The organism is Acidimicrobiales bacterium (assembly GCA_035546775.1).
GTDB lineage: Bacteria > Actinomycetota > Acidimicrobiia > Acidimicrobiales > JACCXE01 > JACCXE01.
The window spans coordinates 71,594-83,157 of record DASZWD010000067.1 but is presented as its reverse complement, the minus strand read 5'-3'; the positions used below and the strand labels follow the sequence as shown (position 1 = coordinate 83,157).

13 protein-coding genes are annotated in these 11,564 nt (G+C 68.8%); 8 read left to right on the top strand and 5 right to left on the bottom strand.

The window, feature by feature from the left end; genetic code table 11:
- The 3 genes from VHC63_17120 to VHC63_17110 form a co-directional block, all read left to right on the top strand.
- On the top strand, window positions 1–517 hold a 517-nt coding region (locus VHC63_17120; protein ID HVV38333.1), incomplete at its 5' end, for a succinate--CoA ligase subunit beta.
- Between the two features lie 4 nt (window positions 518–521).
- The gene (gene sucD / locus VHC63_17115) at window positions 522–1,403 is read left to right on the top strand and encodes a succinate--CoA ligase subunit alpha (GenBank protein HVV38332.1); all 882 of its coding nucleotides are present in this window, start codon (window positions 522–524) and stop codon (window positions 1,401–1,403) included.
- A 160-nt stretch (window positions 1,404–1,563) separates the two neighbouring features.
- A complete protein-coding gene (locus VHC63_17110) occupies window positions 1,564–2,388 on the top strand; it encodes an N-acetylmuramoyl-L-alanine amidase (GenBank protein HVV38331.1) in 825 nt (274 codons plus the stop codon).
- Between the two features lie 3 nt (window positions 2,389–2,391).
- Here VHC63_17110 and VHC63_17105 read toward each other — a convergent pair whose 3' ends face one another.
- From VHC63_17105 to VHC63_17095, 3 genes are read right to left on the bottom strand one after another with little or no spacing between them, the layout of a single operon-like run.
- Complete coding sequence (locus VHC63_17105; protein ID HVV38330.1) at window positions 2,392–3,003, bottom strand: PhoU domain-containing protein; 612 nt, start codon at window positions 3,001–3,003, stop codon at window positions 2,392–2,394.
- Between the two features lie 60 nt (window positions 3,004–3,063).
- Window positions 3,064–3,810 carry a ParA family protein gene (locus tag VHC63_17100; protein HVV38329.1) on the bottom strand — a complete coding sequence of 249 codons (747 nt, stop codon included), beginning with the start codon at window positions 3,808–3,810 and terminating at the stop codon, window positions 3,064–3,066.
- Window positions 3,807–5,321, bottom strand: a complete 1,515-nt coding sequence (locus VHC63_17095) for a CHAD domain-containing protein (GenBank protein ID HVV38328.1) — start codon at window positions 5,319–5,321, stop codon at window positions 3,807–3,809. Before VHC63_17095 ends, VHC63_17100 begins: the two co-directional genes overlap by 4 nt.
- A gap of 54 nt (window positions 5,322–5,375) precedes the next feature.
- Here VHC63_17095 and VHC63_17090 point away from each other — a divergent pair, with 54 nt between their 5' ends.
- Window positions 5,376–6,260: an aminoglycoside phosphotransferase family protein gene (locus VHC63_17090; protein HVV38327.1), complete on the top strand. Its 885-nt coding sequence runs from the start codon at window positions 5,376–5,378 to the stop codon at window positions 6,258–6,260.
- A gap of 70 nt (window positions 6,261–6,330) precedes the next feature.
- On the opposite strand, the gene VHC63_17085 is transcribed toward VHC63_17090, so the two are convergent.
- A complete protein-coding gene (locus VHC63_17085; GenBank protein ID HVV38326.1) occupies window positions 6,331–6,984 on the bottom strand; it encodes a hypothetical protein in 654 nt (217 codons plus the stop codon).
- A gap of 130 nt (window positions 6,985–7,114) precedes the next feature.
- On the opposite strand from VHC63_17085, the gene purN reads away from it, so the two are divergent.
- The 4 genes from purN to VHC63_17065 all read left to right on the top strand — a co-directional run bounded on the left by purN (window position 7,115) and on the right by VHC63_17065 (window position 10,963).
- Window positions 7,115–7,675 carry a phosphoribosylglycinamide formyltransferase gene (gene purN / locus VHC63_17080; GenBank protein ID HVV38325.1) on the top strand — a complete coding sequence of 187 codons (561 nt, stop codon included), beginning with the start codon at window positions 7,115–7,117 and terminating at the stop codon, window positions 7,673–7,675.
- Window positions 7,672–9,168: a bifunctional phosphoribosylaminoimidazolecarboxamide formyltransferase/IMP cyclohydrolase gene (gene purH / locus VHC63_17075; protein ID HVV38324.1), complete on the top strand. Its 1,497-nt coding sequence runs from the start codon at window positions 7,672–7,674 to the stop codon at window positions 9,166–9,168. The genes purN and purH overlap by 4 nt, the downstream gene beginning before the upstream one ends.
- A 74-nt stretch (window positions 9,169–9,242) precedes the next feature.
- The gene (locus VHC63_17070; GenBank protein HVV38323.1) at window positions 9,243–10,109 is read left to right on the top strand and encodes a tetrahydrofolate dehydrogenase/cyclohydrolase catalytic domain-containing protein; all 867 of its coding nucleotides are present in this window, start codon (window positions 9,243–9,245) and stop codon (window positions 10,107–10,109) included.
- Window positions 10,097–10,963 (top strand): methylenetetrahydrofolate reductase, encoded by an 867-nt coding sequence (locus tag VHC63_17065; GenBank protein ID HVV38322.1) that lies wholly within the window; start codon window positions 10,097–10,099, stop codon window positions 10,961–10,963. Before VHC63_17070 ends, VHC63_17065 begins: the two co-directional genes overlap by 13 nt.
- A 21-nt stretch (window positions 10,964–10,984) precedes the next feature.
- On the opposite strand, the gene VHC63_17060 is transcribed toward VHC63_17065, so the two are convergent.
- Window positions 10,985–11,554 (bottom strand): hypothetical protein, encoded by a 570-nt coding sequence (locus VHC63_17060; GenBank protein ID HVV38321.1) that lies wholly within the window; start codon window positions 11,552–11,554, stop codon window positions 10,985–10,987.
- Between the last annotated feature and the right edge of the window lie 10 nt (window positions 11,555–11,564).

The window sequence follows — 11,564 nt, the reverse complement described above, 5'->3', positions numbered from 1 at the left end:
CGACGACAACGCGTCGTTCCGTCATCCCGAGTGGGAAGAGTTCCAGGGCGTCGCCCAGATCGATCCGCGCGAGGCGATGGCCAAGGCCAAGGGCCTCCAGTACGTCGGCCTCGACGGCGACGTCGGCATCATCGCCAACGGCGCCGGCCTGGCTATGTCGACGTGCGACGTCGTCAACCAGGTGGGCGGCGCGCCGGCGAACTTCCTCGACATCGGGGGCGGCGCGTCGGCCGAAGTGATGGCCGGTGCGCTCGAAGTCATCAACGCCGATGCCAACGTGAAGTCGATCTTCATCAACATCTTCGGTGGCATTACCAAGGGTGAGGACGTCGCCAACGGCATCGTGCAGGCGCTCGAGCGCGTCGACCTGAAGGCGCCGATCGTCATCCGTCTCGACGGCACCAACGCCGAGCAGGGCCGCGAAATCTTGAAGAGCTACGAGTCCGACAAGCTGATCTCCGTGCCGACCATGGTCGGTGCGGCGGAGAAGGCCGTTTCGTTGGCGAAGGGGAACTAAGGCAGTGTCGATTTTCGTCAACAAGGACACCAAGGTCATCGTCCAGGGCATCACCGGCTCGCAGGGTCGCTTCTACGCTCTGCGCAACCGGGCCTACGGCACGCAGGTCGTCGGCGGCGTGTCGCCCAAGAAGGCGGGCGAGGACGTCGAAGGGATTCCGGTCTTCGCCAGTGTGAAGGAAGCGATGGAGGCCACGGGCGCCACCGTGAGCATGATCCTCGTGCCGGCGCCCTTCGCCAAGGACGCCGTGTTAGAGGCGGCGGAGGCGGGTATCGAACTGATCATCCCGCTGACCGAAGGCATCCCCGCGCAGGACGAGGCGCTCTTCTACAACACGGTGAAGCGCAATCATCCGAAGGCCCGCATCCTCGGGCCGAACTGCCCCGGCCTCGTCACCATCGGCGAGTGCAACATCGGCTTCATCCCCGCCGAAGTCGCCCTGCCGGGTGAGGTCGGCATCGTGTCGCGCTCGGGCACGCTGACGTATCAGGCGCTCAAGGAACTCGGCGAGAAGGGCATCGGGGTGTCGACCTGCGTCGGCATCGGCGGCGACCCCGTCCCCGGCACGTCGTTCATCGACTGCCTGGCCGCGTTCGAGAAGGATCCGGCGACGAAGGCCGTCATCATGTTCGGTGAGATCGGCGGCTCGGCCGAAGAAGAGGCAGCGGAGTTCATCGCCAAGGAGATGAGCAAGCCCGTCGTCGCCTACGTCGCCGGCGTCACCGCGCCGCCGGGGCGCAAGATGGGCCACGCCGGCGCCATCATCTCGGGTTCGAAGGGCACGGCGCAGGCGAAGATGGACGCGCTGCGGGCGGCCGGTGTCCACGTGGGTCTCAACCCCACCGAGGCGGGCGACCTCATGGCAGGTGTGATCAACGCGGGCTGAGCGCGTCTGGCGCGTCGCCGCGCTGGTTGTCGTCCTCGCGACGACGGCGTGCAAGGGCGACGCGCAGCAGCACCACTTCGTCACCGCCACGACGACCTCGTCTACGACGTCTTCGTCGACGACGTCGACCACGCAGTCGCCGACGTCGCTGGTCGCTCCAGTGGCGCCCACGACCAAAGTGGTCATTACTGCCACCGGCGTCGTGGCGCCGGTCGTGTCGGTCGACACAGACGGCAGCGTCACGATCCGCACGCCGTGCGAGAACACGGCGACGGTGCGCAACGCGACGGGCGTCGGCCCGATCGACGTGCTGATCGATCCGGGTCACGGCGGCAACGAGCACGGCGCCGAAGGCCACGGCATCCCGGAAAAGACGATCAACCTCGCCGTGGCGCAACACACCGTCGAGGCGCTCAACGCCGTCGGCATTCGCGCGCTGCTGACCCGTACCGGCGACTACCGGGTCACGCTGGTCGAGCGGGCCAACATCGCCCACGCGCTCAGCCCGAAGGCGCTGGTTTCGATCCACCACAACGGCGAGCCGGACGGCCCGCACGATGGTCCGGGCACCGAGGTGTATTTCCAGCACGCGTCGGCCGACAGCCGCCGGCTCGCCGGGTTGATCTACGAGGAAGTGGTCAAGGCGCTGTCGCAGTATCAGGGCGTGCCGTGGGAGGCCGATACCGACGCCGGCGTGAAACCGCGGCTCGACGACAGCGGAGGCGACTACTACGGCATGCTGCGCCATCCTGCGCCGGTAGTGTCGGTGATCGCCGAGTTGCTCTTCCTGTCGAACCCGGCCGAGGCCGCACTGGTGGCGCGCCCCGACGTGCAGTTGGTCGAAGGCGACGCCGTCGCCGACGGCATCATCCGCTACCTGCGCACCAACGACCCGGGTTCGGGCTTCGTCGAGCCGTACAAGCGGACCGAGCCGGCGGGCGGCGGGGGCGGCCTGTCCGGCTGCACCGACCCGCCGCTGCAGTAGGCGCTATCCGGCAGCGGGAAGTGCCTCGAGGAACGCGAGCCGGGCGGTCACGTTGACGGCGTGGTCGCCGAGGCGCTCGAAGAAGCGGGCGACGAGACCGAGCTCGATCGCCTCGGGCACCGTCAGCGGCAGCGACGACAACCGCTCCGTCAGCTGCACGTGGAGGTCGTCGATCGCGTCGTCGGAGGCCCGCAGCACCTCGACGTAGCTCGCCTGCCGCGCCGCCCAGGCTCCGGCCGCGCCCCGCCACATGGTGACGGCTTCCTGGCCCATCTCGGCGATCAACGCGCGGACGTCGTCGGGCAACCGCGTTGACAGCACCCCAGTGCGCAGGGCGATGTGCTCGACCAGATCGGCGCTGCGCTCGAGCTCGGGCACGACGCGCAGGACGGAGACAAGGAAACGGATCTGCTGTGCGGTCAGCGTCCGGTCCTCGGTGAGGATGGTTTGGGCGCGGTCTTCGATCTGGAGGCGCAGCGCGTCGATGAGCGGTTCGCGGTCGAGCAGCGATGCCGCCAGTGGTCGGTCGTCGCGCACAAAGGCATCGGTCGCGATCGCGAGGCCCTCGGCCACGAAGCCGAACAGTCTGTCCACGCCGGCTTCGATGCGATCCATGTACCGACCGTACCGGTCTCGCCTGTGGACAACGAGAGGAAAGGGATGGGGATTACCCGCTCATGGCGACCACAGTCGCGTCGCGATCTCGCGCCACAGCTCGGCGAAAGCCTCGGCGGCGGCCGACCGCGGCGCGAAGGCGCCGACCGGGGCGCGCTCGACGCCCATGCGTTCCACGGCGCTGGCGTTCGGTATCGCCGCCTTCAGAAACTCGGGTCGGCGCGCCGGCAGAGTCTCGACGAGATCGCGGTGCAGCTTCTTGCGCCGGTCGACCATCGCGAAGTGGGGCAGTAGCTGCGGTGGCCTGGGTCGCTCTTGAAGGAACCGCACGAGTTGCTCGATGGTTCGGGCCGAGAGCGTCGCGGGCAGCACCGGCACGATGAGCGCATCGGTGGCCCCAAAGACGCTCTCGCTGGCGAGCGAGATGCTCGGTGGGCAGTCGATGATCGCGAGATCGAACACGGAGTCCAATGGCGCCAGCAATTCCGCCAGCCGCCGGCGCGGCTTGTCAACGTGGTCTAGGTGGAGGTCGAGGTGCCGCAGCGAAAAATCCGCCGGCACGAGGTCGACACCCGCGACATCTGTCGAGTGAATGTGTCGGTCGAGCCCGTCGGGATGGCGCACCATCGACTTTGTTCCGCCTCTGAGTCGCGGCTTCACCCGGAAGAAGTACGTGGCGGCGCCCTGCGGGTCGATGTCCCACAGCAGGACCCGCACGCCGGCGCGCGCCGCTTCATGGGCGAGGTTGACTGCCGACGTCGTCTTCCCGACGCCCCCCTTGATGCTGTACGTCGCCGCGACCTTCACGGCCGCGACTCGATCAGCTGCTCGAATTGTCGATCGACCGCCTTCGTGAACAACCGAATGTCGCGGCGGCGCACGGGTCGCGCCCCGCTGTCCGTGGCTTCGCGCAGCCGACCGGCAGCGACCAGCGTCGCGGGCTCGAACGAATCGGCGCGCAGGATGTCGTCGAGGAGTACCGCCCGCACGTGCGCGTCTTGCGCCGCGCCTAGGCGGTTCTGAAAGCCGGAAAGTTCCTTCACGAACGCCTGACGGGCAGATTGGTCGTACACGCTGCCGAAGCATTCGATCATGTAACGCAACTGCTTGGCGTCCTTGCGCGCCGTGTGGCGGCCGTTCGGTGACGCATCGCGTTCGTCGTCGCGCAGCCGGCTGCGGAGCCTGCGCAGTCGGCGGTTGACGACCGATCGCAGCGGCAAGCCGGCGCGGACGAGCTCGTCACCGCGCGTGCTGTTGAGCCATGCGTCCCACTCGCGCAACAGTCTTGCGGTGCCGGCGGAGTTGAGCTGCCGGGTCAGCGCTCGGTGCGCTGCCCCGCGTTTCTTCTCGAGCACGCGATAGACGGGGTCGAGGTCGTGGGCGTCGAGCCCGTCGACGGCTGCCAATGTCGCAGACCAGCTCAATGTGATGACGTCGAGGTCGCGCGGCGCACTCGTCGCTTGCGCCAAAGCGTGAAAACCGTCGATAAAGCGCCCGCGGTCCGTGTCGCCGATGACGCCTTTGGCGTTCGCGAGCACCGTCCGCGTGCGGCGCAGCGCCACCCGGAGGTCGTGAAGGAACTCGGAGTCGACGTCGCGCGCCGCGCCATCCCAGTTCGCCTCGATCGTCTCGAACAAACGCGCGAGCACCCGGCGATAGCCAGGCAGCGCCCGCTCGTCGGCGCCAAAGCGGACGTCGGGTCGCGTGTCGTGCGGATTCAGCTTGATCAGGTTGGCGGCGACCGCGAGGTCGAACAGATCGCCGTCATCGACGCACAGGCCGAGCGCCGTCAGACGCTTGGTCAGCTTGGCGGTCGCCGGTTCGTAGCCGAGCAGGTCGTCAAGTTCGACGGCCCAGCCCAGTGAAGCGCCGCCGGTGTCGCCCAACACGGCGCTGTCGACGAGCGTGACCCGGGCTACCGCCTTGCCGTTTCCGTTGCGTTGCGTCCCGGTGCGCGTGACTGCTCGCAGTGTGGCGATCGGGAGCAGGGCCCGGAACTCGACGACGGCGGTGAGACGGTCGCGAAACGGCCCGGGTGCGAGATCCGACGCGAACGCGGGCGGCTGCTGGGCGCTCAGATAGGCGGGCGGGTGGTCGGCTTGGAACAGCCCAGTCGTGACGGTGCGGCCCACGGCGGTCTCGAGACGCATGCCGGCGGCGGTGAGGCGGAGATCGAACGAGTCGAGCCACGTTCGCTGCACTCGGTCGCTGGCGCCGAACTCCACGCCCGCGGCGCGCAACGCTTCTTCGACCGCCGCCCTGTCGACTTGTGGGTTGCTGAAGACGCGCACGCTGGCCCCCGCTCCGGACCACCCCACGCTACCGGGCGAATCTCTTCGCCCGCCGGGGCGAGGCCGACTAAGCAACGGGCCGTGGCTAATCCGATGCCGGCAGCAGAAGTCGACATCAGTGAAGACCTCGTGCGCTGCTTGCTGGCCGAGCAGCACGCCGACTTGGCCGACCGTGAGGTGCGTTTCGAGTCCGAGGGCTGGGACTGCGCCATCTTCCGTCTGGGCGACGACCTCGCGGTGCGGTTGCCGCGCCGGGCGATCAACGCCGCGCTCATGCCCGACGAGCTGCGGTGGCTCCCGCAGCTGGCCCCGCAGCTCACGCTGGCGGTGAACACGCCCGTGCGTGCCGGCGCGCCCGGATGTGGTTACCCGTGGCCGTGGGCCGTCACGGCGTGGTTCGACGGGTCGTCGTGGGCCGATGCGCCCGTCGACGACCCGCGGCTCGCCGCGGAGACGTTGGGGGAGTTCGTGCGGTCGCTCGCGACCCCGGCGCCCGACGACGCGCCGACGAACCCCTATCGCGGCGGCCCTCTGAGCGATCGCGACCAGGCGGTGCGCGAGCGCCTGCAGCAGCTCGGCGCGTCGATCGACGCCGCGACCGTGCTCGACATCTGGAGCGACGCGCTCGGCGCGCCAAAGAACGCGCCGCGGCGTTGGCTCCACGGTGACCTGCATCCCGCCAACGTGATCGTGCGCCACGGTCGTCTCGTCGCTGTCATCGACTGGGTTGACATGTGCGGCGGCGACTGGGCCTACGACCTCGCCGCGGCGTGGATCTGCTTCGACGACCCAGCGGCGCGCGCTGCGTTCAAGCTTGCCGCCGGTGTGCAGGACGATGCGGCCTGGCGCCGCGCCCGTGGTTGTGCGCTGAGCCACGGCATCGCGTGCCTGGCGAACTCCGCCGACAACCCCCGCATGCGCGCGGTGGGCGAGGCCACGCTCGCCGCGGTGCTCGCCGACGCGTAGATGCGTCGATGCGAAGACGCGACGAACGGGACGCCATGACGGCGTCCCGTTCGTGCGCGTTAGGGGAGGCTTAGGCCTCGACGACGGCAGGTGCCCGACGGGCCCGCGGCTTGCGCTCGGCTGGCGCAAACGCTTCGGTCGCCGGGGTCATCACGCCGTGCACGAGACCGGCGAGTGCCAGCAGCGCCAGCACGCCGGCGCCGAGGAAGGCGACGGTGCCGGCCTGACCGGCCTTGGCGCCCATCTCGCTGAAGCCGTACGACGTCAGCAGCAGGCCGCGCAGCGTCTCGCCGTGGAACAGCGTTTCGCGCTGGGCGGTGATCGTTGCCAGCTGCTTCTGGAGGTCCGGCAGAGCTGGATCGTTAGCCTTGGTGGCGGCGATCTGCGCCTGCAGGGCGAACAGGGGGCCGCCGAGGTCGGCGTAGGTCTTGCCCTTGGCGACCGACTGCACGTGCAGCCCGATGTAGTGGTTGGCGTAGCACTCGGCCTGCTTGCCGGTGGTCAGCGCCTTACCGGCGTTGGCGACGATGCAGGGCGACTGTGCCTCTTCGGCGGTCAGCTTGTCCTTGGCGGTGAACACGACGTGCTGTTCGGACAGCTGCGTCTTCACGTACGACTTGGCGAAGCTGGCGTTGTTGAGCATGACGACGCCGAGCACGGCGAGCATGGTGGCGATGACGAGACCGCCGATTCCGGTGATGATGTCGAGGGTTCGACGCTTCATGGTTTTTGTTGACTCCTAATTGAGGTTTTGTTGGTCGCCACCTTGCGGGAGCCACGCACGGCCGGGGCAGGGCCTCAGGGCGGACAATTGAGGGCCGAAAGACCCATCGGCGTCCGGTAGTTTCGGGTAGGTGCGGGTTGGAGTCTTGGTGTCGCGTGCTGGGAGCATGCTCGACGCCATCCTTGAGGCTGGGATCACGCCGGCGGTCGTGATCGCCGACCGCCCGTGCGTCGCCTTGGACAACGCCGCGGCGGCCGGGCTGCCCACCGAACTCGTCGAGCGCACGAGCTTCAAGGCCGACTTCGACCGCGCGGCGTACACGAGCCAGCTCGTCGACGCCCTCAAGCGCCACGAAGTGGACCTCGTCGTGTTCGCCGGGTTCGGCACCGTCACCTCGCAAGAGCTGTACGACGCGTACGCCGACCGCGTGCTCAACACCCACCCGGCGCTGCTGCCGGCGTTCAAGGGCTGGCACGCCGTGCGCGACGCCCTCACCGCCGGCGTCGCCGAGACGGGCTGCACCGTCCACATCGCCACGCTCGAAGTCGACAGCGGGCCGATCCTGGCCCAGGAGGCGGTGCCGATCCTCCCCGGCGACACTGAGGAAACGCTGCACGCCCGCATCAAAGACGTCGAACGCCATCTCTACCCGGCCACCATCAAGGCCGTCATCGAAGGGAAGCTGCCGTGAGGGCACTGCTGTCTGTTTGGGACAAGACGGGACTCATCCCCCTGGCGCGCGGCCTCGAGTCGCTCGGCTGGGAGTTGATCGCCAGCGGCGGCACGTCGCGGGCGCTGGCCGACGAGGGCATCGCCTACACCGACGTCGCCACCGTCACCGGCTCACCCGAGATGCTCGGTGGCCGGGTCAAGACGTTGCACCCGAAGGTGCACGGCGGCATCCTTGCCGACCGCTCCAAGCCCGAGCACCTCGCCGACCTCGAAGCCAACGGCATCACGGCCATCGACCTCGTCGTGTGCAACCTGTATCCGTTCCGCTCCGATCCCTCCGTCGAGATGATCGACATCGGCGGGCCGACGATGGTGCGCGCCGCGGCCAAGAACCACGCTCACGTCGGCATCGTCGTGAACCCCGCCGACTACGGCGAGGTGCTCGACGAGCTGCGCAAGGAAGGCGCGTTGAGCGACGCCACCAAGCGGCGTCTCGCCCGCGCCGCGTTCGCCCACACCGCGGCCTACGACGCCGCCATCGTCGGTTGGCTCGACGGCGACGAAGTACTGCCGCCCACGATTCACCTCGCGCTCGAACGCGTGCAGGAACTGCGCTACGGCGAGAACCCGCATCAGGACGGCGCGCGTTACCGCAACATCGGCGGCACGTCGCTGTGGGACACCGCGGTGCAGCACGGGGGCATGGCGCTGTCGTACCTGAACCTCTACGACGCCGAAGCGGCGTGGCAGACGGCGTACGACCTCGGTGATGGGCCGGTGGCCGTGGTCGTCAAGCACGCCAACCCGTGTGGCGTCGGTGTTGCCGACACGCTGGCCCAGGCGTACCAACTCGCCTTCGACTGTGACCCGCGCAGCGCGTTCGGCGGGATCGTCGCCGTCAACCGCGTGATCGACGCCGCCACCGTCGAGGAGATGGTCGCCGCCGCCCAGGCCGACGTGGTGATTGCGCCCGGCTACGAGGACGGCGTGATCGAAGCGCTGGCCAAGAAGCGCAAGAACACGCGCGTGCTCACGGCGACGCCGCCCACGCCGTTCACTCGTGACTACCGTCAGATCGACGGCGGGTTCCTGGTGCAGGAGGCTCATCAGTTCAAGTCGCCCGTGTCGGAGTGGCGCGTCGTCACCCAACGCCAGCCGACAGCCGAGGAAATGCGCGACGCCGAGTTGGCGTGGCGGGTGTGCGGGCACGTGAAGTCGAACGCCATCGTGCTGGTCAAGGGTGGCCAGGCCGTCGGCATCGGCGCCGGCCAGCAGAACAGGGTCGAGTCCGGGATGATCGCCGCCTCGAAGGCGGCGGGTCGCGCCAAGGGCGGCGCCTGCGCGTCCGACGCGTTCTATCCGTTCCCCGACGGCGTCGAGGCGGCGGCCGACGCCGGCGTCGCCGTGGTCATCCAGCCCGGAGGCTCGATGCGCGACGACGAGGTCATCGCCAAGGCCGACGAACTCGGCCTCGCCATGCTTTTCACCGGCGAACGCCACTTCCTGCACTAACACGCCAATCGGTACCCGGTTTGTGCCCCTCCGGGGCACAAACCGCGTACCGATTCGGGCGGTAGCCTCGCCGCATGCCAGCTGTCGTTTTGCCGGGCGCTCCAGTCGCGGAGGCCGTGTTCGCCGATCTCAAGCCGCGAATCGACGCGCTGATCGAGGCGGGGCACACACCGGGGCTCGCCACGATCCTCGTCGGCGACGATCCGGCGTCGGCCGGCTACATCCGCATGAAGATGGAGAAGGCGGCCGAGCTCGGCATGACCTCTCCGCATCTCCACCTGCCCGCCGACGCCACGCAGGACGAACTCGTCACCGGCATCAAGCTGTTCAGCGACGATCCGGCCGTCGACGGCATGCTGATCCAGCACCCGATCCCGAAGCACCTCGACTACGAAGCCGCGCTGTCCGAGGTCGACCCCCGCAAGGACGTCGACGGCGCCCACCCGGTGAACATGGGGCGCCTGGCGTTGTCGATGCCCGGGCCGTTGCCGTGCACCCCGGCGGGCATCGAGGCGCTCCTGGCGCACTACCAAATCCCAGTGGCGGGACGCCACGTCGTCATCGTCGGGCGCGGGTTCACGCTTGGTCGGCCGTTGTCCTTGTTGATGTCAGCGAAGCGGCCCCACACCAACGCGGCGGTCACGACGGTCCACACCGGCGTGCCGAACATGTACGACTACACCAAGCAGGCTGACATCCTCATCGCGGCCGCCGGTGTCCCCGGGATCATCCAGCCCGAGCACGTGAAGCCGGGCGCCGTCGTCATCGGCGCTGGGGTGAGCTACGAAGGCCGCAGGCTCATCCCCGACGTGGCTGAGGAGTGCGAGGACGTTGCCGGTTGGATCACGCCCCGCGTCGGCGGCGTCGGCCCCACGACGATAGCCATGCTGTTCCGCAACTGCGTCGAGGCCGCAGAACGCGCCGTCGGGTGGCGCGCGTGATCGGCGTGCGCGTCGTCGATCTGCTGGCGCAGGGTCCGACCAAGTCCTTCGAGTTCTTCCCGCCCAAGACCGACGCCGAGCAGGCGACGCTCGAGGCGGCGCTGGCCGAACTCGAACCGCTCCAGCCGTCGTTCGTGTCGGTCACCTATCGCGGCGGGCGTTCGTCGCGTGAACGCACGACGAACCTCGTCGCCAAGCTGGCGCGCGACACCTCGCTCACGCCGATGGCGCACCTCATCTGCGTGGCGCATACGCGCGCCGAGCTCGTCGACATCCTCAACGACTTCAAAGCGGCCGGGGTGGTGAACCTGCTCGCCCTCGGCGGCGACCCGCCCACCGACGAAGGCGCCGAGCCCGGCGAACTGCAGTACGCCGAGCAACTGGTCGACCTGGCGCGCGAGATCGGCGGGTTCTCGATCGGCGTAGCCGCGCATCCCGAAGTGCACCCGCGATCGCCGTCGCGTGCCGCGGACCGCGAGCAGCTGGCGGCCAAGCTGCAAAAGGCCGACTTCGCCATCACGCAGTTGTTCTTCCGCGCGGAGGATTACGCGGTCATGGTCGACGAGCTGCGCGCCCTCGGCGTCACGAAGCCGATCATCGCCGGCGTCATGCCGATCACCAACCTCAACAACATCAAGCGCATGGCGGAGTTGTCGGGCGCGGCGGTCCCCCAGGAAGTCGTCGATCGCGTGCGGGCGGTCGGGGAGGACGCCGACGCAGTGCGCGCCGTGGGCGTCGAGATCGCCACGGAGTTCTGTCGTGATCTGCTGGCGCTGGGCGCTGCCGGCCTGCAGTTCTACACACTGAACAAGTCGTCGGCGACGCGCGAGATCTACAAGAACCTCGGCTTCTAGACGACGGCGACTCGTCGCCGATCAGGGGACGAACTGCTCCTCGACGGTCACGACCTTGCCGGCTTTGAGCGTGATCCAGAACATCGTGTTGACGGCCTGGTCGTGGTGGGTCCCGCTCCAGAAGCCGGCGAAGTCGTCGAAGGTGACCTGCTTGCCCTGATCAGGGCTGGTGGCGGTGGTCCCGTCCTGCCCCAGGCTCTGCACGCGGAACACGGCGTCGGTGGCCAGCGACAGGTGGCGCACGAGCTTGTTCTGGTTGCGCACGTAGTAGTCGTCATCGGGCGTGCCCGACGTGTCGCCGGTGTCCTGGCGGTAGGCGTCGATCGCGGCCTGGCCGGTCAGGAACTGCACGACGTCGACGTCGATGGTGTGGTCGGCGTCGACCGTCTTGATGAGGCCGATGTGGCGCCCGTTGGCGTAGTCGCCCGCATCGGCGTAGGCGGTCGGCTCGGTGACGCTCGTCGTGGCCACACTTGATGTGGTCGGGTGGCCGGTGGTCGTAGTCGTGCCACCGGCGCTCGACTTCGACTTGCCGCCGCACGCCCCGAACAACAGGGCCACGGCCACGATCACCACCGCGCCCCGTCGCATACGGGCCAAA